General features: G+C 69.5%; 23 protein-coding genes and 2 pseudogenes. 7 read left to right on the top strand and 18 right to left on the bottom strand.

What is annotated here, in order from left to right; all coding sequences use genetic code 11:
• Positions 1–202: 202 nt before the first annotated feature.
• The 10 genes from PSD17_RS01520 to PSD17_RS01475 form a co-directional block, all read right to left on the bottom strand.
• Positions 203–1576: an AlbA family DNA-binding domain-containing protein gene (locus tag PSD17_RS01520; RefSeq protein WP_339121050.1), complete on the bottom strand. Its 1374-nt coding sequence runs from the start codon at positions 1574–1576 to the stop codon at positions 203–205.
• An 818-nt stretch (positions 1577–2394) separates the two neighbouring features.
• On the bottom strand, positions 2395–6642 hold the full coding sequence (locus PSD17_RS01515) for a DUF927 domain-containing protein (RefSeq protein ID WP_339121049.1): 4248 nt from the start codon (positions 6640–6642) through the stop codon (positions 2395–2397).
• Positions 6643–6820: 178 nt separating this feature from the next.
• Positions 6821–6979, bottom strand: a complete 159-nt coding sequence (locus PSD17_RS01510; protein WP_339121048.1) for a hypothetical protein — start codon at positions 6977–6979, stop codon at positions 6821–6823.
• A 150-nt stretch (positions 6980–7129) separates the two neighbouring features.
• The gene (locus tag PSD17_RS01505) at positions 7130–7849 is read right to left on the bottom strand and encodes an HNH endonuclease family protein (RefSeq protein ID WP_339121047.1); all 720 of its coding nucleotides are present in this window, start codon (positions 7847–7849) and stop codon (positions 7130–7132) included.
• Positions 7846–8715, bottom strand: a complete 870-nt coding sequence (locus PSD17_RS01500) for a hypothetical protein (RefSeq protein WP_339121046.1) — start codon at positions 8713–8715, stop codon at positions 7846–7848. Before PSD17_RS01500 ends, PSD17_RS01505 begins: the two co-directional genes overlap by 4 nt.
• The gene (locus PSD17_RS01495; RefSeq protein ID WP_339121045.1) at positions 8712–10751 is read right to left on the bottom strand and encodes a hypothetical protein; all 2040 of its coding nucleotides are present in this window, start codon (positions 10749–10751) and stop codon (positions 8712–8714) included. The genes PSD17_RS01500 and PSD17_RS01495 overlap by 4 nt, the downstream gene beginning before the upstream one ends.
• 109 nt (positions 10752–10860) lie before the next feature.
• Positions 10861–11475: a hypothetical protein gene (locus PSD17_RS01490; protein WP_339121044.1), complete on the bottom strand. Its 615-nt coding sequence runs from the start codon at positions 11473–11475 to the stop codon at positions 10861–10863.
• Positions 11472–11642: a hypothetical protein gene (locus tag PSD17_RS01485; RefSeq protein WP_339121043.1), complete on the bottom strand. Its 171-nt coding sequence runs from the start codon at positions 11640–11642 to the stop codon at positions 11472–11474. The genes PSD17_RS01490 and PSD17_RS01485 overlap by 4 nt, the downstream gene beginning before the upstream one ends.
• Entirely contained in the window at positions 11639–11857 is a 219-nt protein-coding gene (locus PSD17_RS01480) for a hypothetical protein (protein WP_339121042.1), read from the bottom strand. The genes PSD17_RS01485 and PSD17_RS01480 overlap by 4 nt, the downstream gene beginning before the upstream one ends.
• Positions 11858–11863: 6 nt before the next feature.
• A complete protein-coding gene (locus tag PSD17_RS01475) occupies positions 11864–12994 on the bottom strand; it encodes a DUF2637 domain-containing protein (RefSeq protein WP_339121041.1) in 1131 nt (376 codons plus the stop codon).
• Between the two features lie 164 nt (positions 12995–13158).
• Between PSD17_RS01475 and PSD17_RS01470 the strand changes: the two genes are divergently transcribed.
• Positions 13159–13383, top strand: coding sequence for a hypothetical protein (locus tag PSD17_RS01470; RefSeq protein ID WP_339121040.1), 225 nt, complete (start codon positions 13159–13161; stop codon positions 13381–13383).
• Between the two features lie 23 nt (positions 13384–13406).
• Here the strand turns inward: PSD17_RS01470 and PSD17_RS01465 are convergent, their stop codons facing one another.
• From PSD17_RS01465 to PSD17_RS01440, 6 genes are all read right to left on the bottom strand, one after another.
• Positions 13407–14405, bottom strand: a complete 999-nt coding sequence (locus PSD17_RS01465) for a C40 family peptidase (protein ID WP_339121039.1) — start codon at positions 14403–14405, stop codon at positions 13407–13409.
• Positions 14405–14950, bottom strand: a complete 546-nt coding sequence (locus PSD17_RS01460; protein ID WP_339121038.1) for a hypothetical protein — start codon at positions 14948–14950, stop codon at positions 14405–14407. The genes PSD17_RS01465 and PSD17_RS01460 overlap by 1 nt, the downstream gene beginning before the upstream one ends.
• Entirely contained in the window at positions 14947–17004 is a 2058-nt protein-coding gene (locus tag PSD17_RS01455; RefSeq protein WP_339121037.1) for a hypothetical protein, read from the bottom strand. The genes PSD17_RS01460 and PSD17_RS01455 overlap by 4 nt, the downstream gene beginning before the upstream one ends.
• A gap of 113 nt (positions 17005–17117) precedes the next feature.
• On the bottom strand, positions 17118–19877 hold the full coding sequence (locus PSD17_RS01450; protein WP_339121051.1) for an ATP-binding protein: 2760 nt from the start codon (positions 19875–19877) through the stop codon (positions 17118–17120).
• Positions 19878–19882: 5 nt separating this feature from the next.
• Entirely contained in the window at positions 19883–20260 is a 378-nt protein-coding gene (locus PSD17_RS01445; protein ID WP_339121036.1) for a hypothetical protein, read from the bottom strand.
• A gap of 2 nt (positions 20261–20262) precedes the next feature.
• Complete coding sequence (locus tag PSD17_RS01440) at positions 20263–20517, bottom strand: hypothetical protein (protein WP_339121035.1); 255 nt, start codon at positions 20515–20517, stop codon at positions 20263–20265.
• Positions 20518–20846: 329 nt separating this feature from the next.
• Here PSD17_RS01440 and PSD17_RS01435 point away from each other — a divergent pair, with 329 nt between their 5' ends.
• Complete coding sequence (locus PSD17_RS01435; RefSeq protein WP_339121034.1) at positions 20847–21443, top strand: helix-turn-helix domain-containing protein; 597 nt, start codon at positions 20847–20849, stop codon at positions 21441–21443.
• Between the two features lie 7 nt (positions 21444–21450).
• Positions 21451–21615 (top strand): annotated as a pseudogene (locus PSD17_RS35265) (hypothetical protein); the annotation flags it as partial.
• Between the two features lie 3 nt (positions 21616–21618).
• Here the strand turns inward: PSD17_RS35265 and PSD17_RS01430 are convergent.
• Positions 21619–21759, bottom strand: a complete 141-nt coding sequence (locus tag PSD17_RS01430; protein ID WP_339121033.1) for a hypothetical protein — start codon at positions 21757–21759, stop codon at positions 21619–21621.
• Between the two features lie 200 nt (positions 21760–21959).
• Here PSD17_RS01430 and PSD17_RS01425 point away from each other — a divergent pair, with 200 nt between their 5' ends.
• On the top strand, positions 21960–22790 hold the full coding sequence (locus PSD17_RS01425) for an alpha/beta fold hydrolase (RefSeq protein ID WP_339121032.1): 831 nt from the start codon (positions 21960–21962) through the stop codon (positions 22788–22790).
• Between the two features lie 89 nt (positions 22791–22879).
• Here PSD17_RS01425 and PSD17_RS01420 read toward each other — a convergent pair whose 3' ends face one another.
• Entirely contained in the window at positions 22880–23317 is a 438-nt protein-coding gene (locus PSD17_RS01420) for a hypothetical protein (protein ID WP_339121031.1), read from the bottom strand.
• 14 nt (positions 23318–23331) lie between these two features.
• Here PSD17_RS01420 and PSD17_RS01415 point away from each other — a divergent pair, with 14 nt between their 5' ends.
• The 3 genes and pseudogenes from PSD17_RS01415 to PSD17_RS01405 all read left to right on the top strand — a co-directional run.
• The gene (locus PSD17_RS01415) at positions 23332–24483 is read left to right on the top strand and encodes an MAB_1171c family putative transporter (RefSeq protein ID WP_339121030.1); all 1152 of its coding nucleotides are present in this window, start codon (positions 23332–23334) and stop codon (positions 24481–24483) included.
• Positions 24484–24747: 264 nt separating this feature from the next.
• Positions 24748–25737, top strand: coding sequence for a hypothetical protein (locus PSD17_RS01410; RefSeq protein ID WP_339121029.1), 990 nt, complete (start codon positions 24748–24750; stop codon positions 25735–25737).
• Between the two features lie 73 nt (positions 25738–25810).
• Positions 25811–26649, top strand: a pseudogene (locus PSD17_RS01405) (hypothetical protein); the annotation flags it as partial.

The raw sequence follows: 26649 nt of genomic DNA, 5'->3' as shown, positions 1-26649 counted from the left end.
CGCCCGGCGGGCGACGGCTGCGCCGCCGCAAACTTCTCATCAGACCTGGTGAAGCGGCCTGTTTACTAATAAAAAAATAAATGTATAAGATAGTATAACAGTTTTTATTGTTCTTAGCTTAGCATTGCTGCTGGTTCAGTGTCTTTGCCAATTTCTATCTGTTGAGAAACTGCAAGACTGAAACTTAAGTCCCCCGCGCAGGCTACTTTTCTCCATCGTCGGATACGTCGTCCTCAAGGCTGCTCAGATCCATGCTGGACGAAACCACTTGCAGGGCAAAACGTCCTGTCAGACGACGGTTCACGTTGCCGGCCGTGGCGGACCAATCGCACTGCAAGACGGTGCCCTCCGGAACCTTGACAAGCAACTCGATCGGGTCGAGTTCAAGGCATTCTTCGGGTCGTAAGTCAATGTCGGTGTAATCGATATCGACAGACCCCGAGTTGCGAACTCGATAGCTCGGGCCACGTCTCAGTGCTCGCGGTGCATAGGGGGGCTGGGTGGTTACCGGCAAGTCCAGGTACGAGGGCACGGGGATACCAGTCCGCCAGGAGCTCACCTTCCGGGTACCAAGCGGCGCTGGTCGTCTTGGCATGGGCAACTCATTACCCCATACCAAGTCTTCCAGCTCCTCGGGCCATTCCGAAACATCGCTAGGAACGTGAATCTTCACCTCGATCGAAGAGAAGTTCATCTCGGTGAGATTCGTGATCGCCAGAGAAAGCTTCATTGGCTTGTGGCGCCATAGGCGCCAGGAGAAACGCTGGGCGAGCGCCTCTTTGTACTCCCTAAGGTAGTTCTCGACCTCCTGTTCGTAGTCCTCCTGACTCCGGTCGTCAGGTTCGCCCATCGTCCTGCCGACCATGGCCGAGTCGATCCGGAAATCAGTGAGCCGTCCCCTTGTCGGCGTAGCGTCAGCACGAGGCCTCGCCAACGTCGCTCTGCGCTCCGCCTCGACCCAATCATCAAAGTCCGGGAGGTCCGGCATGCGCTCGATCGTCGCCGCAGCCGGCTCTACTGAAATCTCTAGACCGCCTTCACCCGAGCGCACTCGTTGGACAAGCTGGTCGATCTCGAAGTCGTCGGCGCCCTCGGTCGCACCGGGACGACGGACGAAGATCTTGCCCTTCGGATGGTTGTCGAGCTGCGCTCGCAGCGGATAGATGGGGTCGCCGTACTTCGGTGGATCAACACGCACGACGAGAACCGACTTGCCCCCGACCGGAACGTAAGTTGCGTGCCAGCGCAGCTCAGACCCGACATAGCGAGTGAGCTTGGGCGTCAAGTACGCATGATCGACCGGTGCGATACCACCCACGTTCTCGGGCTCGACGCCGACGACAAGGTAGGCGTTGCCGATGCAATGCGCCCGGGCGGCTGACACAGTGCGGTTGGCGAAGCCCAGCATGTGCTTAGCCATGTGCCAGTGACCGCTCTTGTCGCTCAGATCGAGGTGAGACTTCCACTCGATCCATGTGCTCTCATTGTTCGGATCAGTCTTGGCGATCGCTTCGACGAGATCGATCAAGTCACGCTCGTGCAAGTACACACGGGAGGAGTCGAGGGGCAGGCTCACGGATCGCAATGCTGCCACGCGGCCCCGACAGTTCTTCGGGGCCGTCCCGACTCCAGCGCCCGTCGGCGCGCCTGGATCGCCGGACGTCATGACCAAGCTGCCCCAGCCCTGCCAGGCGTCTCAGTGACACTACGAGGCCCTACGAGAGTCCGGCAGCAGTCCGACTGGTTAGTCGTCAAACCTCATACGGCGGATATCGCGGAATCGTACGGTCGCTCCAAAACGGTCACGAATTTGTGCAGTGAGATTTTCCGTGAGCCGGTGGTTTGCTTCTCGCGAAGCCGATTGGGCACGGTCCCGCCGATCGTTTCGTAGGTTCTCGTACGCCTGCGCTATCCGCTCCTGATTCGCCTTGCTCGGCGCCCGATCTTCGGAGAGCCAGGCTTGCAGAGTCCGTGCGCTGGGATTGAGGCCGGCTCGATCCGCGGCGTCGGATCCGCGCTTGGCACCGGTGAGCTCGCGGATTTGGGCGTGCCAGCCCTTGGCCGTACGCGACACTGCAGGGCCGGTGCGCTCAGCCCGTTCCCGGGCTTGGCGAGCACGTTCCATGTCCCTGCGAAGGGCGCCTGTCCGTTCAGAACCCAAGTCGAGCCGGACAGACCTAACACCGCCGTTGGAGTGCTGGATCGAGCCAGCCCATTCCACTTGAGCGTCGACGGTCAGGGTTGCGGGTCCTTCGTCAGGGTCCAATTCCTCACCTGGCCGCATTTCACTTTCGTACTCTGCCCACGCATCGTCAATTGCTGCTTCGATGGCGGCTTCGTCGGCAGAAGTGTAGGGCTCGCCGTCACCGGTGTCTGTGCGTGAGGTGCTCGGCATCAGGCTTCACCGTTTCCGGTCGCGTTCTTCACCTTGAATGTGCCGAGCTTGATTCCGTCGGGGTCGATCTTCATGGGCGGCAGGCCGCCGGGGCGCTCGGTGCTGGTGACGATGTCGAGGGCTTCGGCGGGGATGACCAGTTCGTCGACGTTGCGGAGCGCGACCGGCCCGAGGCCGGCTGGGACCTGTTGGCGGCAGGCGTCGGCCCAGCGGTAGATCGTCGCGCTGGCCTGCGCCTGGATGGTGTGGGTCCAGTCGGGACGCTGTGCGGCGCAACGCCAGACACGGCCGGTGCCGCTATCGCGGGGCGAGCCGAGCATAAGGGAGAGCGCCATCCCGAAGGCTTCCTTGACCATCGCGTACTGCTCGGAGTCGCGGCCGTAGGTGGTGATGGCCTCGCGGCGAAGCTGGTTGACGTGCTCGGTCCACTTGGACAGCCGGGCACCCTCGGCGGTGTAGCTGTCGAGGATCGTGACGTCGGCCCAGCGGTCCTCCTCGTGCAGGTCGACGAGCAGCGCGACGGTCGGGGCCGGGACCCACGCCGTCTCGCGGCGATGCGCGCCGTGGAGCGGATGCGGGGCCTCCTTGCTGAAGTGCCAGGGGTGGACCTGGACCTGGTAGTAGCCGGGGCGGCCGTCGAATTCGTCGAGCGGGCCGGTGTGCTCCAGTTCGCCGTGGGCGACCTGGACGCTCGACGCGGCGGCGACAAACGCGCCAGAGCGGTCGAGGGTGACCGTGTCGCCCTTGTAGCGGCGCGACCAACCCCAGGAGCTGATGATGTGGGCCGCCCAGGTCATGCCGGGGTGTTCCGGGCGCCAGCGGGGCTGTCGGAGCCGGTTCTCGGGTCCTCCGCGGCGTAGGGGCGCGAAGGGGCCTTCCAGGTCCGCCAGGAGGCGTAGGGCGCCGTCGTCGGCGCCCTTGGCCAGCTCTGCACGGGCCTGGTCGAGGGCGGCGCTCTGACGGCCCTTCCGAGCCGAGGCCCGCGGGGAAGAGGGCCGGGGCGCCGGACGCTGCGCTGAGGGTGGGGTCGAGGGCGTGGGGGCGGTGGCCGGCGGGGTCGGGTCGTGGTCCTCGTCGTCGACGGCGGGCGGTCGGGTGCAGTCGGCGTGCCGGGGCTGGCCGCAGGCCGCTCGGACGCGGGTGCCGGCACCGCAGTGCACGCACGGTTCCTCGTCCTCGGCGACGGCACCGAGGCCGCACCAGGCTCCGGGCGACGAGCAGGCCGTGCAGGTGCTCGGGCTGTCGGGGACGGCCTGCAGCTCGGGGATGCTGCGCTGCACGGCGTCCTGGCCCTCGGCGGGGTCCTGGTCGTCGATTTGCTGCCCGTCGCCGTGCTCGTCGGTCGAGGTGGTGTCGGTGGGCGGGGTGTCGAGCGGCTGCATGTCGTCGGCGGCCTGGTCGTCGTCGAGGTCGAACGCGAACAGGGACAGCTGGTAGACCCGGGTGACGCGGCCGTTCACCCGCGGGCCTGCCTGCCACTCACCGGCCCGCTTGCGGGCCTCGGAGACGTGCAGGTGCCCGCGCTCGTGCAACTTCCGGCACGCCACCGCGCTGTCGACACCGAGATCATCGGCGATCGCGCGCCACACGCTCGGGAACACATACAGCCACCGTTCGTCGTCACTCACGATGCCGTTGATCTGCTGGTCAAAGCCGTGCTGCGGGAGCGCGGGGCGGCGGCCGTCGGCGGGGGCGTCGGGGTTCCAGGTCGGCCGCGGCGAGCCCAGCTCGATGTACTCGGCCATCGTCGGCCACGCCGAGCGGCGCGCGGTCATCGACTCGGCGAGAGCCTCGATCATCCGGTCGGCGTCGTGCTTGGGTTCGTGGGCGTTGGCGTCGAGGTGCTCGCGGGCCGCGGTCACGGCGGCGTTGGTCAGTTCGGCGCCGGTGCCCAGCTCGGCGTCGATCATCATCGCGCCGGCCACGGCCATGTGCAGGTGCTCAGCGATGGTGCCGGGAACCCCGCCGGCCTCCGGGACGCCGACGAGGTGCTCGGCGCGCGCGACCAGCTCGGCGACGTCGTGGACGGTGTTGGCGGCCAGGATCGCGGGGCCCAGCCAGCCGTAGGACTGGCCGGCCAGCTCGACGAGGGCCTTGGCCTCGGTGTGGTTCTCGGTGAACGGGGCGGCCAGCTCGACGACGCGGGCCGGGATGCCCGCGAAGCGGCCCGCGGCGATGCCGTCGGTAAGCCGGTCGTTGCCGGTGGAGAACAGCACGCCGAACCACGGGACGGACTTGACGGTGCCCTGCGCGGTGTCGCTCTCGGCCTTCAACCGGGACGAGCCCTGGCAGGTGCTGTAGATCATCTCGCCCCATCGGGGCTTGTCGAACGAGGCCAGGCCGCGCTCGTCGAAGAACGGCGGCAGGATGCCGAGCTGCCCGAGGAAGCGGCCGGTGCCGATGCTGGTCGCGTCCCAGCCCATGACGATCCCGTCGCCGATGCGCGGGTCGCCCCACAGCGAGGCCGCGACGGCCTGCGTCGTGGACTTGCCCTTGCGGGAGTCGCCGTAGAGGTCCCACCAGTGCGACTGGCGGCGTAGCGGGCCGACGTACGGTGCACCGGCGCTGGCGCCCATCGTCAGCGCCATCTTGGCGTGCCGGGCGACGAGCGCTACGACCTCGCGCATGACCTCGCGACGCTGCTGCTCGACGATCCGCGGGGGCGCGGACAGGTAGCCGTTGGGCATGCACTCGGCGACCGGGATGTCGACATGGCCGGTCTCGGTGTGCGCCTGCGGGCGCGGGGTGGCTTCCTGCTCGGGGGCGAACCGGTGTGCCAGGTCGCGGATGGCGGTCGCCGCGGCGGTGATGATGTTGCGGTCCGAGGAGAGGTTGGCGCCGAGCTTGACCGCCCACCGGCCGTCGGCGAGCTCGTCGTCGGTGACGACCACGCGGTCCCCGTGCTCGTCGAGGCTGAGCAGCAGCTCGGTGCCGATCCGGCGGCGGGTGCCGTCGCGGCGCACGATGCGGGCGTGCGCGAACGGCAGGCCGGCGCGGCGCAGCCAGTAGGTCTCTCCGGCGGAGTCGCGCTTGCGCTCGTAGATGCCGCGCTCGTGGTCGTCGGCCGGGTCGCCGATGGAGTAGGCGTAGCCCAGCCCGAAGGTGACGTTGACGGGGAACGAGGGCGGGGTCGTGATGCCGTCGCGGCTCGACCGGCGGCGGCGGCGCTCCTGGCTCAGGTTGACCGGGGCCGTTTCCTCGAGGTCGGCGTCGGCGGGTGGGGTGACCGGCGCGACGGCGGGAGCCGGGGCCGCGGGCGCGGTGCTCGTCGAGGACGGGGAGGTCTGCACCTCGTCGGCGGGGGGCTCGTCGGAGGCGGCGGCGTCGTCGAGGGTGGTCGGGTCGACTTCCTCGAACTCGTCGAGGCCGTGGCCGGCGGCGAGGTGATCAGCAGCGTCCTTCGCGAACGGGGAGCGCACGACGGTCACCGACTCGGCGACGTCGGCGAGCTGGCTGTGCAGATGGGCCGCGTGCTGGCGGCCGGGGTCGTCGTTGTCGCAGACGATCACCACCCGCGCTCCGGTCAGGGCTGCGGTGTACTGCGGGAGCCAGCGGTCCTGTTGGGCTCCGTCGGCGGCGGCACCACCGGCGTTGCAGGTCGCGACGACGCCGACCGCGGCGAGCGCGTCGGCGTCCTTCTCGCCCTCGGTGACGAAGACGTGCCGGCCCTCGCGCACGGCGGCGGTGACCTCGGGGAGCCGGTAGAGGACGCGGCGGTCGCGGGCGGGCCACTGAGCGATGCGCCGCCCGCGCGAGTCGCGCTCGGTCCGGCGGACGGTGAACTCCTTGGGCTCCCAGCGGGTGACCTCGTAGATCACGGCGCCGTCGGCGTCGCAGTACGGGTAGACGGCGACGACTCGCTGCCGGCCCTTGCCCTTCCCGGTCTTCTTCTCGCCGCTGCTCGGGCGAGGCTTGCGGGCGCCGCGAGCGGGAGCCCAGCGGGAGCGTCGCGCGTCGCTGGGGCGGGCGGGCGGGGTGTCGTAGAGGTCGGCGAGCGTCATCCCACCGAGGGCGGCAAGGACGTCGCGGGTGTCGCACCCGGTGTGGCACTTGACGTAGGTGCGGCCGGCACCGGAGCGGGAGTCGATACGCCAGGTCACCGACAGCGAAGCGTTGCTGTCGTCGTGCGCGGGGCAGCGGGCATAGACCTGGTCGGCGCGTGAGGTGGCGACGCGGCCCTCGGCAGCGAGCGCGTCAGAGATCCGGACGAACGACGAGCGGTCCGCCACGGCATCGGGCTGCGTCACGTCGAACGCCGACGGTTCGCCGTGCCGGGTGGCGCGTCGCAGATTTCGGAATCGGGAATGCGCGGGTACCCTGACACGCGCAACCTCCTGTCGAGGGAGTGACTGCTACGCGAGCCCCCCGGCACGCCGCCAAGCATTGACCGGGGGGTTTTCGCATGTTCGGGGAAGGAACCGACGCTCAGGCGCCCAAGGGCAACTGCTCCTGTCCGCCGTCGTTCTCGTCGTCCAGCAACCCGTGCTGCCGCGCCATCTGGCGCACGACGTACTCGTTGAAGCTGATCCCCAGCTTCGCCGCCTCCCGCTCGTAGACCTCGCGATGCGGGATGGGCCACTTCACCGACACCTGCTGCCGCTCGCCCCACCGGGGCTTGGGCCCCGGCCGAGCAGCGCGCTTCGCCGACTCCTTCATGGGGGCTGTCTACCAACTCGCATCGCGCATTCCGAGCTGACGCGCCGTGGCGCACACAGGTTTCACCGATGCGAGTGGTCACGACGCGCCCCCGTAACCAGACGCGACCGCCAGACCCGCGGGGGACGGAGCAGGACACCCGGCCAGGGCACGCGCGAGGGCGTCGTGCTCGGCCGGGGTCACCCACAGCCGGTAGCGGGCCTTGACCTCCACCTGACGGGAGGCGTAGCTGCACCAGAACCCCCGGGCCGGCGGCAGCCAGGTCGCGGCATCGCCGTCGCCCTTGGACTCGTTCGTCGGGCCGTCCACGGCGAGCAGGTTGTCCAGGTCGTTCGCGAGCTGCACCCGGGTCGCGGCGTCGAGCTGCTGCGCGCCGGTCTGCCACGCATCCGACAGGGACACCACGTGGTCGATCTGCACCGCCGAGCTGGTCCGCGCGCCGCGGACGAACTCGATCGTGCGGCCCGTGTAGGGGTCGACGAGCGTCCCGGTCGTCACCACGCAGTCATGGGTCCCTGGCTTGAACGTGACGTCGGTCAGGTCCCGGGCTAGAACGTCGTTGCGCTGGTCGCACCCGTCGCGGTCGACGTCGACCCACGCGGGCCCGAACTGCGCGCGGCTGTAGCCGGTGGCCGGCGCGCGACCCTTCACCGCGAGCTGGGCGAGCGCGGCCGACGGGCCGCTCGTCGCGGCCGTGACCGTGATCGCCGGCGCGGCGGGCGCGGCTGCCGCGGCGCAGCCGGTCACGGTCAGCGCCAGGACGACAGCCGCGAGGATCGCGAGGAGGAGCCGACTCATCGGTCACCGACCCGCCCGGCGGCGGCTGCGCGCGTCTCGTCGTTGTCGAGGTAGAGCGCTCGGAACGCAACCGCCCGGCCGGCGTGCACGAGATGCGCACGCCCCGTCGGGAGGACATGGCTCGCGCCGAGACGTCGCGAAACCAGCCGTCGGCGGCGCAGGAAGGCCGGCGCCGCCGGGGCGTCGGCAAGGTCCGGGCACCAGGCTGCCCGCGACCCGGGCGGCATCGAGGCTGTGAGCACGCGCGGCACCGATCCCAGCTCTGGCAACCATGCCGCAATTCCAGCCAGCTCCCTGACCACCAGGGCCGCAGAGAACCCGAGGTCGGCGAATCGGCCCGCGAGAAGATCGGTGAGGAATTCCAGCGCGATCGCTGCAGGCGCGTAGTGGCCGTGATCGTGGAGCAGCCCAATCAACTCGAAACTGAACGTGACCGAGATTCGCTGATACTCACCAGGGACTCCTGCGGTCCAGCGCCGGTCCGCTTCCTCCTTCAAAGCCAGGACATGCAGCAGCATCGCGTCCGGGCCGTGTATATAGTCGCTGCGCGGGGTTCGGAGATCAGGCCAGATCGGTCGGATTCCAAAGCAGATCGCATAGGCGCCGTGTGCCATATCCATTGCTGTGAGAGCGCGCAGGATAGGCCGTTCTGCCAGACCTCCCGACCTCGGCACCAGGACTACGGAGCTGTCACCTTTCCGGTCGAGTATCACCGGCTCGTTGGCGTCGTCCAGCCCGATCACTGAGCCCAGGGCTGCATACGCCCACACCTCCCAGGCGAAGCAGTATCCGCGCTCACGAACAGTCAGCCGGCGGTCGACGAGCTGCGGCTCACGCAGCCGCCTTATCAACTCAGAGAAGCTCATTCGAAATCACCCTCAGAACGGTCCTGCCCAAGTCGATTACGCGACCAGCGACCAAGCTCCTCCGGATCATAGAGATTCTCCGTACCGCGGACCCCCTGAGGTTTCGGAAAATGCACGTCGCGCTGCGGAGCCTTGCGCAGTGTGGCGATCTTAATTCCGGTCACGATACCCGTCTCAATAGCCTCTCGGAGCCCTACGAGATTCGCAGCCGTTGAGACATCTTCGATTTTCTGAGAATCCGCAGGTGAGGGAGCCGCGGCGGCGCCTGCTGAGACAGTCTCACCCTCTTGTCCCAGGTCATGTCGATCATGAGACGGCTGGGACGCTAGGACGGGGCGGCCGTCGAATTCGCGCCGCTCACCGATCGGGAGACCCTGCTGCGCCAGCTCACGCGCTTCCCGATTGGTCATGAAAACGACCTGCGTGTCCACCGCTTCCCCGCCACGAACAATCTGCCATCGCCCAGGAACACGCGACTTCTTCGGCATTGGCCAGATTTCAGGGCACAGCATCTTCCATGCGTTCTGTGTGTAGCGCGCAAGACAGCGGGTCCCGAAATTCTCGCGTGCTTCCGGGCCGCCCATCGTGCGGGCTGACGCGAGCTGCGCGGCAGTGACGACATGAATTTTGATCTGGCGGCCCATGAAAAGAACGTCCTGCAATGCCTCGACTGCCGGAGACGTCTTCGAATCGCTCTTGTCCCGAATCTCTGCCCAATACTTTTTCAGCAGAGTAATAGTGGCGTTCATTTCCTCGGGAACGACCCAGATTCGGGGCCCGATATTCACGTCTTCAGGGACGTTGCCGTCGATGTCAGCATATTCGTTTACTAGCTTGTTGCGACGGTCTACCTCGACCCGGAGCCGAATGAGCGCCTCGTGGATCGACTCGGCGGTCCGGTGATATTCGCAGTTCGGAAGGTTCTTGGCCCACGATTGCGAAATCATCTTGACGTCGAGAATGATTCCGTAACCGCCCTTGGCCAGCGCCTGCGCGAGTGCAGCCCTGATGAGAACAGATTTGCCTGCCCCCGATCCGGCGGAAAGCAGGGTGTGCGGGGAGTCGGCTTCGATGTCAATTGTGACGGGTTTGCGACCGGCAGTCAGACCGATAATTGGCGCCGTCTCCTTAGACGTGAGCAGGAACGGCATGATGTCGTCGAGCGTGACCTTCGCCGGCGGCGGGATCGGCTCGCAGAAGATGGCGTAGGGCTCCTTGCCCGTCAGATGGAACGTCGATGTGGTTCCGCCATCGAGCCCGAGTTTGGCCTTCACGATCCCGGTGACCAGCTGGGTGCCCTTGTCGACCCCGGAGAACTCCACCGGCAGGTCGATCCGGATCTCGGTCCCTGGGTTCGAGCGGTAGTCCTCCGGGACGTGCAGCCACCGCTCCGGGCGGGTCTCGGTCTGGCCCACAGCGGGTGCCAGAGCGGCGTGCAGCGGGCCCAGGACGCCGTCCTGGTGCATCCGGGCCCGGTGCCAGCAGCGCAGGCCCCAGGCGCCCCAGACGAGCCCGAGAACGGCCAGCAGCCCGGACACGCGGACCGTCGCGACCGGCGCGAGCTTGTACGCGACCGCCCACAGGATCAGCAGGACTCCGAGCCGCGCCGCTCCGCGCTTCCATCGGGCCCTGTAGGACCAGCCGGCCGACTCCCCCGCGACGCTGTGGTCCTGGCGACGGCCGTCCCGCCAGAACGTCGCGTCGGTGCGCTCGGTGCCGACCATCGGGCGCCCGAGCAGGAAACCCCCGACGGCCCGGCTGACCCCCGGGGCAGGGGCGGTGACGGTGACCGTGGCGACGCGCCGACCCGCGACCGTGGCTGCCCGACCGACGTGGCGAGCGACCGTGCGCGTCACGGTGGCGGCTCGCTGCACCGGCGGTGACGTGGCGAGGCGCACGAGCCCGGCGCGTGCGGTCACGTCCAGCTCGACGCCGAGGCCGCGCAGCGGCACGACCTCACTCCCGCGAGGTGCCGGTGCGGTGGCCTTGTCCATGAGTACGGGGTCCAGCTCGTCGGTCCACCGGGTCTCGGTCATCCCGACAGCCTCCCTTCGCAATCTACGTTTTCCTAGTTTGCTTGTTTACTAGCTATTTATGCTGTTCACGGGGGGTGACGCCGCGGAATGTGGTGCCTCTAGAGGGGGCTCAGGCGGCGCCGTCGAGCAGGGCGACGAGGCCCTCGTTCTGTGGCATCCCGTGCTGTTCCGCCCATGCACCGGCGAGCCCCGGCGTCGCGTCGAGCAGGCGGGTGACGGTCTCGGCGGGCTGCTCGACGGCCGCGAGCCGGGCGACGATCGTGGCGTCGTCGCTGCCGGTGGCACGCAGCCGCGCGACCACCTCGATCCACTCCGCGGGGGTGATCGCGACGTCGGTCCCGTCGATGAACTGCTCGACCGCCACCTCGTCGACGTAGTCCGGCTTCGGGGCCAGGTCTCGGTCATCGGGGTCGGTCAGGTCGAACAGGTGCACGAAACGCTCGTCCGCACGGATAGCGGCCTCCCAGCAGACCGCGCACGCGATCCCCGCGGGCACGACGGGATGGCCCACACCGCAGGACCGGCGGGCGACGTCGGCGACCAGGTGGCCCGCGGGGAGGTGGGCCAGCGCGGCGTGCACGACCTCGATCACCTCGCGCGACCCGAGGCTCGGCCACACGAGGTCGGGCCGGTGGATGCGGGCGCGCTCGTCGGCGCGGACCAGTTGCTCGGCCCGGGCCGGGTTGAGCCGGCGTCCCTCGGTGGTCCCCGTCGTCTGGCTCATCGGTCCTCTGCCTTCACGTTGAGTGCGTTCTTGACCTGGTCCATCAGCCCGCGCAGCTCGGCCAGGGCGTCGGCCGCCGCGCCGTAGGTCGCCGCGGAAACCTCGCGCTCAGGCGGCGAGTCCTTGTTTGCTGGCTTGACAGCAAATTGCGGCGTCTGCCTGCTCATTTCGATGCACCTGCTGTCGAGTCGTCCGACTCGTCGAGCCGCACCCGCAGCTCGTCCAGCTCCGTCTCGTAGGCATCGCGCACCGCGTCGAGGCGGCGCGACCAGAACGCCTCCGCCTCAGCGGCGCCGGCAGCCCGGCGCGACCCGGCCCAGCCGCCGGCGAACCCCACAAGGCCGCCGAGTGCGGTTCCCAGCAAGAACAGCTCGACCACCACGGCGGATCACTCCCCCGCCACGCGCAGGGCCGGGCGCGCCGGACGCTGCGTGGTCGCGGCGGCCTTCATGTCCCGCAGCCGAACCTCACGGACGTACTTGGGGTCCACCGTGATCCCGGCCCCGGCCAGCAGCTCGACGGCCGGTTGCACGTGCCGCAGCGTCGGAAGGTCGGCCACCCCGAGCAGCCGCCACGCCTCGCGCACCGCGTCTGCCTTGGACCGACCACCGATCTCGACCAGCCGCCGGTGCTCGTCGACGGCCGGCAGCTCGGCGGCGGCCTCAGCAGCGGGAACCTCGTCGGTGTGGGTCTCAGCAGGCGATCCGTCGGTCGCGGCTAGCGCGACCGGCCGCTCGTCGATGCCCTGGGGCGGCTGCTCGACGCTCTCGGACGGTGCCGAGGCTGCCTCGTTCGCGGCCATAGGCTCGGCAGGCTTCGCCTTCCGCTGCTGGTCGACGAGCTCGGCGGCCCTCGCCGCCTTCCGCTGCTGGTCGACGAGCGCGAGCGCCTCGTCGGCAGTGCTCAACCCGTGCAGCACGGACACCCGGAACGCGGCGAACGTGTCGCCCGGCGCGAGCGCCCAGCGGAGGGCGCGGAACCGCGGCAGCGGCCGTTCCAGGGCGCCGATCTCGCGGAGCTGGTCGCGACGCCATGCGCGCAGCGTGCGGTCCCACAGCAGCGCCGAGGACAACGAGGCCCCGCCGAAGAACAGCGCGGCGGCGGTCTCGCCGCCGGTGGCCTCGACGTGCCACCAGTTGAAGCCGGCGCCCCCGGCCGCGTAGATCCAGGTCAGTGCGCGCTCTGTGATCGCGGAATCGCCACGCAGGACGTAGCGCTGCGCGAGCAGCGCGACATAGAAGGCAGCGGCGCCGAACAGCAGCGGGACCAGGTACTCCCAGCCGCCGTGCATGTGGAACTCGTCGCGGCCGAGGGCGAGCAGGCCCTGCCAGGCCGCTGCCTCGGGAGCGAGCACCACGACCGCCAGCAGAAGACCACGACCTCCGCCGACGACCTTCTGCCAGTCGATCCGCACGCGGCGTCGCGGCGGGCCCACCTCGAGCCCCACCGCGGGCACCGCGGTCCTGCCCTCCGCACGGGCCGCAGCCCGCGCCGCAAGCCGCTGCTTCCAAGGATTCATGTCTGTGGCCTCCCGACCTCAATGCGCCTCATCGGCAGGTCGGACAGTACAAGGTCACCTTGTATCTGTCTACAGGCTGACCTTGTACAAAGGAGAAAGTGCAGGTGAGGCCCTACAAGCTCGGTCTGTAGAGTGCCCAGGTCGCAGAGAAAGGGAGCGTGCACTTGACGACGGACGACGGGCCGGACCCAGCGGCCGACTGGTGGACTGTGACCGAGGTCGCCGCATACCTGCGCGTCAAGCCCGACACCGTGTCCGGCTACAAGACCCGGCACCAGATGCCGAAGCCCGACGGCCAGTTCGGACGCACTCCCGTCTGGCGCCCCAGCACCATCACCGAGTGGCGCCCTCGACCGGCCCGCGGGGAGACAGACCCCGGCGACGGGTAGCTGACACCCCGGCCTTCTGGCCGTCACGCCGTCGCTCCGGGTCGGATCGCGAACGGCAGCAGCTCGCGATCGTCGTAGGACCCGCCGAGCGCCCGGGTGCGGACCGGGATCCCGGTCGTCGGAGCCTCGATGATCTGGCCATCGCCGAGGTAGAGCGCGACGTGGTGGACGCCTGACACCTGGCCGTTGCTCGACCAGAACAGCAGGTCCCCCGGCTGCGCCTGCGCGCGCGGGATTTGCTGTCCGGCCGTCGCCTGCTCCCGCGAGGTCCGTGGGAGCTGCACCCCCGCCGCTTCCCACGCCCGCAGCACCAGGCCCGAGCAGTCGAACGATCCCGGGCCGGTCGCTCCCCACACGTAGGGCTTGCCTAGCTGGGCGCGCGCGAAGTCGAGCGCCGGCCCACCGTCCCCGCCGACCGACGTCGACGAGCCCGAGCACACCAGCCCGTCGCCCCCACCGGCTCCGACCGTGGAGAGCAGGTCCGCGGCCGGCTGCTCCCACTTGGCGTAGGCATCCGGGAACGCCGACCTCTGAACCGCCTGTGCCGCTTGGGTTAGCGGCATCTGGTCCCAATCAGGCAGCGCGAGCAGCCGTGTGTAGAACTGCGTCGCGGCGTACCGAGGATCGCGGACCTGCTCGACGCTCCCCCAGCCCTGCGACGGGCGCTGTTGGAACAGCCCGGCACTGTCGCGGTCCCCGCCCGGCAGGTTCACGAGGCTGGACTCCTGCATCGCGGTGGCGAGGGCGATCCACTCCGCTCGGGCCGGTACGCCGAGGCTCTGCCCGACCCCGACGACCGCCGCGGCGTTAGCGCGCTGCTCGGGAGTCCACTGCGGAGCCGAGCCGCTGCCCGTCGGCGGCGGAGGAACGAGAGCGGCGACGCAGCTCGTTGCCGCGACCCCGGTACTCGACAGGGCCACGCCGAAGACAGCGACCAGGGCCAGGCCGAGACCAGCCGCGGCGAGGACGGACAGCAGGACGGCGCGTCGGGCGAGACCCGGAGCGGCGACGAGGACAGCCATCAGCGCCCGCCACCGGCCGCCGGGTCTTGGCGGTCGGTGTCGGCGACCCGCCAGGCGCCGTGCCCGGTGACGTCGACCAGCTCGACTCGCAGCGTCATGGTGTCCAGGGGCACCAGCACGGTGGCCTGGCCCCGGCCGGATGCGATCTGCCGCGGGGCGCCGGTGACCCGCGACGCCGGCACCGCCAGCGGATCGGCCTGCGGGAGAGTGACGCCGGCGTACTCGTCGGTGGCCAGTGGGGTGAGCCGCGCGAGCCACCGGCCCGGGTCGGCGGTGTCCACCCACAGTGTCGCGAAGCGCAGCGCGACGGCCTGCGGGCCGCCGAGGGAGACCGGCGCCGCCGTGGTCGGATCAGGCGGCGGTGGCGCCGAGCTCGTCGCGCCGGTGCTCGTCGACGGCGGCGGGACAGGCACGGGCTCTGCTGCCGTGGGCCCGGCATTGACCACCCGGAACAGCACGATCACGGCCAGCCCGGCGCCGAGTACGACGAGCAGGAACCGGCGCCGGCTGAACAGCAGCCAGCGCAGCAGCGGACGGCGGGTCATCCTCGAACTCCAGGGCGGCCCGCGGGGCGCGTGCTCGACGAGGTCGGCTCCGTGGCCGCAGCACGGGGTCGGCGGCGGGCGCGGTACATGCCGGTCTGCCGGTGCGCGGGTGGGAACAGCGCAGGATGCGTCGCCCGCGACGCAGCGGGACGCATGTCCGGCCGCTCGCGCACCCCCGGGCCCAGGTCACCGAGGGACGGCCCGGCCGAGAGTGACCCGCGGGCGGGGTGCTCGTCGGGCCCACCGATGTCGCGGCGGCGGCCCTTGCCCGAGCTGAGGCCGTCCGTCAGGACGGTCGGGAGCGGGCGGGTACCGCCACCACCGGCGCGGGCGGATCCGCCACCGTCGCGGGGGCCCCCGCTGCGGGGGCCACCGCGTGGCCCGGCCGGCAGCGGTCCACCTCCGCTCGGGCCAGGTCCTCCCCCGGGACCAGGGGCAGGGCCTGGACCGCCACCGTTCGGGCCCCCCGTGGGCCCGTGGCGTCCGCCGCCAGCCGGGGGTGGGCCGCCAGGACGGCGCCATCGGACCGGGGCTGCTCCACCGCGCAGCACGTCTATCAGTTCGTCGTGGCGGCGTGCGGCGACGTCTCGGGTCTCGCGGTAGCGGTGTTCGCTCTTGATCCACCGGCTGATGCGCATCCCCGAGCGCAGCGGGCTTCCGGCCAGGCGGGAGGCGACCCGGGTATGGCTGGCGGTCACTGCCGAGACGATCCCGACGATGGAGGTCAGCGGCTTCAACAGTCGGTAGAGGATCAACGACGCGACCCACATGAAGATCGCGGGAACAAAGCCCGTAGCACCATCACCAGCAAGCAGATACAGCACGATCAGTGTGTGAATGGAGATACAAATCGCTGCTGCGATCCCGCCGCCCATGATCGCGCCGATAATCTTGATCATTCGTTCCGGTGTGGACGGGGCCACGAGCGAGAGCAATCCGACGACCGGTGCTCCGACGGGGAGCAATGTCAGGAAGACCATCATGATGAGCATGACCATGGAGCCGAAGATTTGCAGCAGAGTGACCGGCAGCATTTTGATGAGAACACCGAGGCCGGCGCCGACCCGGGACTCGCCGCGGCCGCGCATGTTCTCCTGCACCTGAGGCGGCGCGGAATTGAATGCGTCCTCCCACGCCTGCCCTTTCGCGGCGTAGAGGTTCCGTAGGTTCGCCCCGGTGTCCGGCGACGCCGGTCCCGGGGTCTCGCCGCCGGTGGCCTGCAGGTACTCGTCGACGTTGACGCTCTGCGCCGCAGCGATCTTGCGGGCCAGGTCGGGCGGGCCGGACGAGCCGACCTCACCGGCCGCCCAGCCGTCGTAGATGAGCTTGTCGAACATGGCGGACCGCATCGGGTCGCTGTAGCCGTGGACGTTCGACTTATAGGTGTCAGCCGAGGCGGGGAATCCCTGCTCCGCGAGCTGATCAGTGGCGCTGAATACTGCTGACTGCACACCCTCTTTCAGGTCCGACGACAGCTGTGCGCCTGAGCCGAACGACAGCGCCGTGATGGTCACAGCGACCAGAATCATTGCTGCCCGTGTGGCGACGGCCCCGATGTTTCCCCGCCGGGTAGCGATGAGCATTCCGGTTGCGGCGACGACGATCGCGGCGCCGGCCCACGGGGAGAAGATGACGTCATAAACGACCGGAGTAGATTTCTTCGCGGCGTCTGCGAGTGACGGGCCGACATTCGCGCTGTTCGGATACTCGGCCAGCGTCTTCAACGTGACCTGCGCGGCGAACAGCGTCTTCGCAGTGCCGAGCAGGAAGTTGCCGATGGTCGTGTCGACGGTCGCACCAGGGTCACTGACCGACCCGGCGCACCCGAGGTCGTAGGTCGACCAGAACAGCCCGCCGTAGCTGTAGAGGACGTAGGGGTCCTGTGTGGCGTTCGCCCCTGGCGGGTTCCCGGCCGCGACGTCATCGATCGACCCGGCCAGACCGGAGTTGATCATTGCCGGGACCGGGGGTGACTTGCAGTCGTCGAACGGGGGAAACGCCGAGGCCGAGCCGCCGGTGAAGAGCAGCAGCCCGACCAGCAGCCCGCCGAGCACCAGGCCCCGGCGCAGCCAGAGCCGGACTCGTCGCACGGCGTGCGTGGCACGGATGCGCCGAGCGCGGGCCCGCGGGGAAGAGGGCCGGCCCTCGGGGGGTGGGGTCGCCGCGGTCACCGCAGATCTCCGGCGCGGGCGGCGTTGGTATCCAGGACGGCGCGCAGCCCGGCCAGGTGCTCGCCGGAGACGTCGAGCCGGACGTCTTCGCAGTAGTCCCCCGAGCGCCACACGAACTCGCGGGGCGCGTCGGCGGCCAGGCCGCCGCCGTTGTGGGCGAGGGCGCCGGTGGACAGGTCCCCGAGGCGGGTCTCGTAGCCGATCCCAGTCGGCACGCGCAGCAGACGCAAGGCGTCCCGCTGGGCGGCCTCGTCGGTGGTCCGGCCGACGAACACGTCATGGCACAGGCTTGCCAGGCCGCTCTCTGCGCTGTCTCCGCCGAGGTGCAGTACGTCGGAGGCGAGCTGCCCGGCGACCAGGACCCGCGCGCGATACTTCCGGTTGTCGCGGGAGAACTGCGTCACCAGGGTTCGGCCGGTGCTGGTCATCGACAGCCAGCGCAGCTCGTCGAGCCCGACGAGCTTGGGCGCCGAGCGGGGCAGCTGGTAGACCCGCCGGTAGGCCAGCCACGCGGCCAGGTGCATCAGCGGGAGCGAGAGCTGCTCGTCGAGGCCCCAGTCCTGTTGGTCGACTCCCTCTCGCGGGAGCGCGAGCCCCTTGGTCGACAGCACGAGGAGCCGGTCGGAGTCCCCCGCCCACGGGGCGAGGTCGGGGCTGCCGAGCAGCAGCCGGGCCGGGCCGGACGGCGACAGGATCGGGCCGAGCGCCCCGGCCAGTCGCTCGCCGTCCTCTCCGGCGTGGCGCAGGGCCTCGATCACCTCGCCGAGGTGATGGCCGGCGCCGACCCCGACCCGGTCCACCGCCTGCAGAAGGAGCTGCTGGACCTCGCTGCCGCGGCGGATCGAGGCGGGCAGGAGCTGCGTCACGACGCTGATCACCAGCGTGGAGCGCTGCGCCTGCGCTGCGTCGAAATCGCGCTGCCACGCGGCGTCGCCAGCGGGCCCGGCGTCGAACTGCTGACGGTCCGGGTCGGAGATCATCGCGTACGGGTTGAGCGTGCCGGGCGGGGCGTCGAGCAGCGACAAGCCGCGGGAGTAGCCGCGCAGCTCCGGCAGCGTCGTCAGCCGGGTCAGCGGTCCCGACGGGTCCAGCAGCGTCACGTAGGCGCCCTGCGCGCGCACGACCTGTGCCGCGAGCACGCCCATCAGGAACGTCTTGCCCGAGCCCAGGCCGCCGATGATCGGGGTCAGCCCGGAGACCTGGCGGGTGTCCATGTCGTGCCACGGGTCCCAGGCCAGCGCCCGACCCGACGCTCGGGAGGTGAACAGCAGCGGGCCGTGGGCGTCGCCGATCATGTCCGAGACCTGCGGGACGGCCATCGAGACGTGCCGCAGGCTCATGCGGCGGCGGAACGCCGTGGTCGCCAGCGGCTCCCCCGGGATGAACTCACGGGCGAGCCGGTATTGCCCTTCGGAACGCTCAACGGCGATCTTCGGGTGGTAGCGGTGCCGCAGCTCGTCGAGCAGCTCGATCGCCTCGCGCTCGGTGCGGCCGGGGATCGCGATGCGCCACCAGCCCTCGCAGCGGCCGGAGAGCCCGGTGTGGTCGGTTTCGAGCTCATCGCGCACGTGGGCGGCGAGGTCGATCTGCCGGGCCAGCACCGGTGGGGCATCGAGCCCGTGGTCGTACTCGTAGTGGCGTTGCTGCGCGTCCACGCGGTCCGCGACCTGGCGCAGGCTGCGCGCGGCCTGGTCCTGCGGGAGCACCCGCATCCGCGCGGACCACTCGATCGGCACCGGCAGCTCGTCGGGCACCGTCATCCACGGCAGGTCCTCGACCGGGACGTCGATCTCGCCCATGCGCCCGAGCGAGGCGATCAGCACGTGCCGGGTCACCGGCACGCCGCCGGCCACTCCGGCCACCTTGACCGTCGGGGCGTAGGGGTCGGTCGTCCAGCGAGCCAGGCCGTCGACGGCGGCCAGGTCCTCGCGTTCCCACTCCCCATGCGGGGCGGCCGGCATTACCGACTCGGGCGGCAGCCCGAGCGCGCAGGACCGGTAGAGCAGGTGCAGCATCTCCGCTGCGGTGACGGGCTCACCGCCGAGCGCGGACGTCGCCATGATGGAGTCGACCTGGCGGATCTCGTCGTCGAGCGCGGACAGCTCGGCGTCGGCCCATTTCCCGAGGATGCGGTCGGCCCAGCGGCCGGCTTGGCCGGTGAGCTTGTCCCCGATGCTGCCGAGCCGGCCGCGGCCGTGGCGGATCTCGACGCCGAGGAAGACCTCCTTCACCGCCTTTGGTGCGGCCAGCGCCCGGTGCTGCTCGCCGACGAGGTGTTCGTCCCAGCTCACGCCGTCCGGGGCGTCCGGTAGCGGATTGGCCCACTCGTCGTGGCGGCGTGCCCACTCCGCGGCCGGGTAGGGCCGCCAGGTCACGCGCCAGTGCAGCCACCGTCCGGGCAGTTGGGAGAGCGCGAGGCCGAGCGCGCTCATCAGGGACTCGCGGTCTCGGTCGCCGCGCATCGACCAGGGCCGCGGCGCGACCGAGTACCAGGCCATCGTGCCGGTGTCGGTGCGGGTCAGGTGCCCGGAGATACCGCGCAAGGCCAGGCCGGGCCTGTACTCCCGGACGGCCGGGTCGACCCCGGTCCGGGCACGCGGCGGCGCCGCCGGCTTCCGCCCGCTGCGCCGGCTGCGGCGCGCGGCCCGGTTCTCGAGGTCGGCCCACTGGGCGTGAGTCAGACCCGCGGGAGGGAGGGCTGCGGCAGCCGATCCGCGGATGAGTGCGGCGTCGTCGACGGCGGGACGTCGAAGCATGGGGCTCACGCGGTCCTCCCGGTGGGCCGCTCGGAGGTGACCCGCACGTGGCGGGGGTCGATGACCGCGACGTCGGTGACCGTGACGTCCCGGGGGGCGGACAGCTCGCCGAAGAACAGGGCGAGCACCGCGAGGGTCGGGCGCTCCGGGCTGACGAACCGCATCGTCGTGCGGGTCGCGAAGACGGCCGCGAGGGCGACGAGGCCCCAGCCGATCGCGCCGGAGAAGATGCCGAGCTGCTGGCGGAGGATCACCAGGACGAAGAACCAGGCCACCCACACCGCGTAGGCGCGGTAGCGGGCCTGCCAGGGCATCGTGCGGCCGGGCGGACCGAGATAGCGGTTCTCGACGGCATACAGCTCGTCGTCGGAGCGGGAGCGCATCGTCAGCTCCCGAGGTTGAGCAAGTGGCCGATCGTGACCGCGGTGGCCTTGGCGGCGCCGGGGATCAGCGCGAGGGCCAGAGCGCCGAGGGAGATGACGACGCCGACGAGCGTCGTGACGATCTTCGCGGTGTCCTGCTTGTGCGAGGCCGCGAGCATCGAGAGCCCGATGACGATCAGCACGAGCGGAATGGCGTTGTCCGCCAACCACGACTGGACGCCGCTGGTGTCGAGCGCGAGCACGTAGTGGGTGGTCATGAGCGGGTGGCCCCCTTTCATGCGAACCCGGGGCCCTGGCCTGGTCGGTCCCCGAGCGGACGGTTCGGGGTCGTCGTCCGGGGCGAGGGGGCCACAACTCCCCGGACGACGACCCCTGCGCGGTGGAGGACCAGGCGATGACCCCTCGACCGCGAGTTCTTGTCCCGGGTGCGGTGGCCCCCTCACCCGGGTCTGTTGCTAGCAAATTTCCAGCACCAGAAATATGCTGACGTCTCCCGTGGCTTGTCAAGATCACGATCCGTGGTCAGCGGCAGACCGCCCGCAGCTCTTTTGACCGCCCGTTTGGGCTACTTAGGAGAGGTGATGTAGTGGCCGAACTTGCGATCGTCGATGCGCCGACCACTCGATTGGACCAAGCTGACGACGAGGCCGGCTTGCTTGCCCTGCACGCGTGCCTGTTCACTACCTCGGTACGGGCGAGATCACGAGGGGGCGACGAGGTGGGCGACGCAGGCGGCGACGAGCAGCCCGAAGCAGGTGCTTCGCTGGCACAGCGGATCGATCATCTGATTCGGACCGTTCATCCCGGAGACCGCGGCCCGTACACCCTCGAAGAGATCACTGACGGCATTCGCGCCCAGGGTGGCCCGACGATCAGCGTCGCCTACCTGTCCCAGCTTCGGGCCGGCAAACGCGACAACCCGACGAAGCAGCACATGGAAGCGATCGCGCGCTTCTTCGGAGTAAATGTCGCGTACTTCTTCGACGACACCGCCGCCGAGGCAGTGAACGAGGAATTGGCGCTCCTGCAGGCCATTCGTGATAGCGGGGTCAAGCGCGTGGCTCTGCGGGCGATGGAACTCGGGCCCGACGCCCGCAACTCCCTCGCCCGCATCATCGACGAGCTGGGAAACCTGGAAAAGCGGACCAGCTCGAAGCGACGACGCGATAACGACGACGACTGACGTCCCCATGCGCGGCCGGCCATGGGCCGACCCCGGCCCCGAATCCTTCGCCACGAAGTTGGCACGCCTGTTCGACAGTGTTGTCCGCAAAGACCGATCGAAGCGAACGCCCGGCGAGTTGGCGGATGCACTGAATATCTCTGAGAGCCAGGTTCAGGACTGGCTCGACGGCCGTTCAGAACCCACCGTCACGCATCTGCCGCTCGTCGCCGAGTTCTTCTTCGGCAGTCCTAACCTTGAGGTGTTCGGAGATACTCCTAGCAGCCGTGAACTCAATCGGCAGCTCGATCTCCTCGCTGCCGTCCGGAGTCGTCACGATCCTGCGGGAGACGTTGCACCATCGGGTGATCTGACTCCGGAAAAGCTACAGCGCGTGATCGAATACCTAGCCAGCTCTGCCAGACGAGACGCAGGCGAGTAGCACTGAGCATCGGGTTCTGAATCTTCCGCCAAATACCCGGCCTCTGTCCTCTAATCTGAGGACTGTCTGTTCACGGGTAACCGAGGTGTTCACACATGCAAACACACAACGGAACAATTCAGGCTGACGGAGCCGAGCTGTACTACCAGACGGTCGGTGGCGGGACGCCCGTGCTCGTCCTGCAGGGCGGTCTCAGCGAGGCCGGAGCGACCGATCAGCTCGCTGGGCACCTCGCGAGGTCCGGCCACCTGGTGATCACCCACGACCGGCGCGGCATCTCGCGCAGCATCGTGCATCGTCCGACCGGCCTTCCGGCGCTCGACCAGCACGCCGCGGACGCCGCGACGATCCTTCGCACGCTCGACGTCGGACCAGCGCTGGTCGTCGGGGCCAGCATCGGCGCTCTCATCGGCCTTCACCTGGCGATCAACCATCCCGACCAGGTCCGTGTCCTTGTCGCCCACGAACCGCCGATGCCCGGTCTCGTGCACGATCCGCAGCGTGAGGCCGACCTCGACCGGATCGAGGCGATGGCAGCCACCGACGTCGTTGCCGCGATTCAGCTCATGGGCGCGATCACTGGCGGAGGCGCGCGCGAGGTCAGCGAGCCAGACGCAGCCTCTCCGGCTCCCGTGGGCGACCTGATGGCCAATCTCCGGTACTTCTTCACCCACGACTTCCCCGCCGTGCGCAGCTCGTCGCTGACCGCAGCCGGCGTCAAGCCCGCGGCTCAGGCCGCGCGTGTCCTGCCCACCGGCGGCATTGCCTCCCGTCAGGGCTGGGAACACCGATGCGCCGCGGCGCTGGCCGAAGGACTCGGGCAGCCGCTCGTCGAGCTCCCCGGCGGCCACAACGGGCTGGTTTCGAATCCCCGTGGTGTGGCCGGCGAGCTGCTGCACCTGCTGCACCAGGAAGCCGTCTCGTGACACGGTCCGTTGCGCGTGGATGGCGAAACGACCTCCACCTCCGTCGCGGGGTCAAGAAGATTCTGCAAAGTCTCGACCTCGAAGCGCCGTTAGACGTGACCGTTCTCTGTGAACGACTGGCCGACCAGCGTGGCCGGCCGATCCTTCTCGTGCCATACCCGCTCCCGGTCCCGGGTGCTTTCGGCCTGTGGGTTGGGTCCGACGAGGAAGACTTGATCCTCTACCAACGCGATACAACGGCAGCGCATCAGGAACACATTATTCTGCACGAAATTGGCCACATCATCAGTGGTCACCACAACAACGTCGGCGACGACGATATCTGGAGGCAGATTTTTCCCAATCTGTCTCCGGAAATGGTTGCATCGGCTCTCCGGCGCGATGGATACGACGAGATCATCGAGCGTGAGGCCGAGATGGTCGCAACTGTCATCAAGCAATGGGCTACCCTCCTCGATCGTCTGAGTTTCAGGTCTGACCGCGACACTACGGCGGCCCGTCGGCTGTCGGGAGCGTTCGACGATCACCAAGGGTGGGTGTAGTGCTCATTCCCAATCTGCTCATGTGGGTGGCGGCCGGTGTGGCCGCGGCGTGGAAGATTTCTCAGCTCGCCCGTCTTCCTCGCGACGGAAATCTGCGAGTCGTGACCGTCTGCACAGTCCTGGTGTTCCTTGCGCTCACCGCTCAGCTCGCGGTCTCCGGCGTTGTCGCAGTAGTACCCAGCGAATACGCCAAACTCATCCAGAACTGCGTGCTGGCACTGTTCTTCGCCCTGCTGTTGATCCTGCTCAGCTCGACGGTGAACAACGACAGCGGCCGTCCCGGGGCCGCCGACCTGGTGCTCGCCCTGCTTGTCATCACCGGACTGGTCGTCATCACGATCACGACCCCGGCCCCCGTCCGAGGCGCCGCCTACGAGGCCGTGCGTGATCCCCACAACCTGGCGTTCTACCTGCTGGGCAACGCCTACATGGCTTACGCCTGCGCGCGTGGAGGGTGGCTGGCTTGGGCTTCCGCGGGCCGCACCCGGAGCCGAGCCCGCCTCGGCCTGCGGGTCGCAGCCGCAGGTCTGACGGTGAATCTGCTCGGTACCCACTTGCCTCGCGTGATCCACACGGCTGGCCAGCTCATTTTCCATCGCGAGCTGCTACCTGGAACCGAGGCTTGGACGACTCCCGTTCTAGCCATCGGCATCGTGATCTTCTTCCTCGGCATCGGCTATCCGGGCGCACGGACCGGCCTCATCAAGGCGCGCTACTGGATCGAGATCCGGCAGCGCCACCATCAGCTCCGCCCTTTGTGGGCAGCCCTTTACCAGCGATTTCCCAAGATCGCGCTGTTCCCGGCGGTCTCGATGGCCCGCGAGTTGTGCCAGTTCCGCAAGCTCCCGATCCGCTACTACCGGCGCGTCATGGAATGCCGCGACGGCCTGCTCTACCTCTCCGGGATGATCGACACCCCGGTCGACCTCACCATCCCGACGCCCGCGCAAGCGCCCCTCGTGCGCGCGATGCTCGACGCCACCCCACCGACAAGCGCCCGGGCCGTCGTCCCGCCCGTCATCGCCGCCCCCAGTACCGCCGGTATGGACGCGGACGCACGCGAGTTGGTCGCACTCTCGCGTGCCCTCCGCCGACTTCCAGCGGGGTCCTCCGAACCCCTGTGCAGCAGCGATCCTGCCCCGATGAACTGATCGAGTCCTTCCCAGCCACTCCACTGGGCAGCCGCGGCACCCGGGCCTCGGACCCGGGCGCCGCCGCAGTGCTCTCTCTCTGCGACTCCACTCCGGATCAACTTCGCCAGCAAGGTTCAGCACATCAAATTTTGCTGGTATAAATCCGGGAGTTCTGTCGTCCATGGAGGGGGGCCCTCCCATGCCGCCGCTCGCGCGCCGTGCCAGCGATCCCTATGGGGGTGCGGCCTGATGTTCCGACGGCCCCGAGGCAGCAGCGAGCCGATGTCCGAGGTGCTGCGCGCCCACCGCGCGGCGCTGGAAACAGCGACGCAGGCCCATCAGATCCACGTCCCACGCTCGAACCTGCCCGCCCTGCCACCCACCGCCAGCGGTCCGACATGGCTGCGCTCGACCCCGGCCTACGCCATCACCTCAGGCCCAAGCCAGCCACCGGCCCACGAGGACGAGCCGTTGGATTCACTGCCGCTGCTGACCCACCCGCCCAGGAACTCCCCGCGGGAAGGACGGCCAGCGGCCCGGCACGAGCCGACAGCACCGGCCCGCCCCCACCCGCCCGCGCACGCTCTCGATCCCGCGCCAGCGCCCCTCGACGACGAAGGCCGCCGCACGGACCAGTGGGTCCCGGATCCCTGGCCGACTTCGCGCTCGACGGCTGCGCCACGCCGTCGCTCAGGAGCCGAGCCTCGACGAGCGACACGCGCCCTCCCCGCCTCCAGCGGCGGCCGGCACCGGCTCCGTGAGCCCGAGCCGGAACCTCATGAGCGCCCGATCACCCGCGACGAGGCGACCTGGATCGCCTGCGCGTTCGCGCTCGATCTGACCAGCTGGGACGAGGACAACCCGCAACGGCGCGGCGACGTCCTCGCGCGCTATCTCCCCGCGGTCGTCGACGTCGACCGGCTCGGCTGGGACGGCCAAGGGCGCCAGCGCTCCGAGACCGCCATCCCCGGCGAGGTGACGCACGTCGACGAGAGCCACGTCCGCGTTGACGTCCGGGTACGGGTCACCCCCTACGTCCGGCAGCACGGCGTCGCGGTACTGCACCCGACGCCCGTGCACGAGCCCGGCGGCGGTGCCGTGTATGCCGCGGCCCCGGCGCCCTCGGCGGCCGGGTGGATCGCCTGCGACTCCGAATGGGTCCGCCTGGTGATCCCGGTGGCGCGCAACGCCGACGGAAGCCTGGTCATCGACCTCGGGTCAGCCGAAAGCGACGCCGACGACACCTCCCGCTCCCGCCGCGGGGCCTGCTGATCCCCGAACGCATCGAACAGGAAGGGCGCATCATGATCGTGACCACCTCGACCGCCCGCGGACGAGTGCTCTCGTGAGCCTCGGAATCCTCGCCGTCGCGATGGCAGCCGCGGTCACCGCCGCCGGCCTTGCACCGACCGCGGCAACCACCCAGCCCCCCGCTGGTGCCACGTGCGACTGGCGGCAATCGGCGCTCTCGCTCTACCGGTCGCTGCCGGTGGGCGACGCGAGCGCCGACCAGGTCCGCGCCGAGCTCGTCGCCGCGCGTGCCGACAAGCCCGACTTCCTCATGGGCTGCGGAAACACGAGCAGCTCGTCGAGCACGGGTCAGCCCTCAGACGCGACCTCGGCCGGGGCGACGGCATGCCCGAGCGGCGCTCGCCCGTACTTCCAGGCCGCGGACTGGTTGTGGGAACCGATCCCCACCGACGCCAAGCTCGATCCGAACTCCGCGCAGATGGCGTCGGGGCTGGCCGACGGCCAGCACGTGCTCGACACGGGCGAGTTCGGAGTCACCCTCATCAACGCCGACCAGATCACCGCGTCGACGCCGCGCGCCGCGGTCTCGGTCTCGGAGAACTGGGGTCCGAACCCGCTGGCGGGGCTGAAAGTGCCGGTCCCAGCACAGGTGAAGATTCCATCCGGCTCGGATGCGCATGTCGCGATCGCCGACCCGCAGAGCAACGAGGTCATCAACCTGTGGGGCGCGCGCCGCTCCGGATCCGGGCTCGACGCATCGTGGGGAGCGGCAACACCGCTCAACGGTGACGGCCGCGAGCACAACGGCAGCTCGACCGGCGCCGGGATCGCGCGCTACGCCGCCGTCGTGCGTGCCTCCGAGATCGCCGCGGGCACGATCCCGCACGCCCTGTTCTTCTCCACCAACATGGTCAAACCCGGCGAGGTCCGCTA

The organism is Pseudonocardia sp. D17, assembly GCF_036984265.1.
Classification (GTDB): domain Bacteria; phylum Actinomycetota; class Actinomycetes; order Mycobacteriales; family Pseudonocardiaceae; genus Pseudonocardia; species Pseudonocardia benzenivorans.
This window is presented reverse-complemented; position numbering and strand designations above follow the sequence as displayed.

Excerpts from the sequence above, each read along its gene's own strand:
- PSD17_RS01505 (WP_339121047.1), bottom strand. The coding sequence starts at position 7,849 with ATGAGTCGGCTCCTCCTCGCGATCCTCGCGGCTGTCGTCCTGGCGCTG.
- PSD17_RS01500 (WP_339121046.1), bottom strand. The coding sequence starts at position 8,715 with ATGAGCTTCTCTGAGTTGATAAGGCGGCTGCGTGAGCCGCAGCTCGTC.
- PSD17_RS01495 (WP_339121045.1), bottom strand. The coding sequence starts at position 10,751 with ATGACCGAGACCCGGTGGACCGACGAGCTGGACCCCGTACTCATGGAC.
- PSD17_RS01490 (WP_339121044.1), bottom strand. The coding sequence starts at position 11,475 with ATGAGCCAGACGACGGGGACCACCGAGGGACGCCGGCTCAACCCGGCC.
- PSD17_RS01485 (WP_339121043.1), bottom strand. The coding sequence starts at position 11,642 with ATGAGCAGGCAGACGCCGCAATTTGCTGTCAAGCCAGCAAACAAGGAC.
- PSD17_RS01475 (WP_339121041.1), bottom strand. The coding sequence starts at position 12,994 with ATGAATCCTTGGAAGCAGCGGCTTGCGGCGCGGGCTGCGGCCCGTGCG.
- PSD17_RS01465 (WP_339121039.1), bottom strand. The coding sequence starts at position 14,405 with ATGGCTGTCCTCGTCGCCGCTCCGGGTCTCGCCCGACGCGCCGTCCTG.
- PSD17_RS01460 (WP_339121038.1), bottom strand. The coding sequence starts at position 14,950 with ATGACCCGCCGTCCGCTGCTGCGCTGGCTGCTGTTCAGCCGGCGCCGG.
- PSD17_RS01450 (WP_339121051.1), bottom strand. The coding sequence starts at position 19,877 with ATGCTTCGACGTCCCGCCGTCGACGACGCCGCACTCATCCGCGGATCG.
- PSD17_RS01445 (WP_339121036.1), bottom strand. The coding sequence starts at position 20,260 with ATGCGCTCCCGCTCCGACGACGAGCTGTATGCCGTCGAGAACCGCTAT.
- PSD17_RS01440 (WP_339121035.1), bottom strand. The coding sequence starts at position 20,517 with ATGACCACCCACTACGTGCTCGCGCTCGACACCAGCGGCGTCCAGTCG.
- PSD17_RS01425 (WP_339121032.1), top strand. The coding sequence starts at position 21,960 with ATGCAAACACACAACGGAACAATTCAGGCTGACGGAGCCGAGCTGTAC.
- PSD17_RS01410 (WP_339121029.1), top strand. The coding sequence starts at position 24,748 with ATGTCCGAGGTGCTGCGCGCCCACCGCGCGGCGCTGGAAACAGCGACG.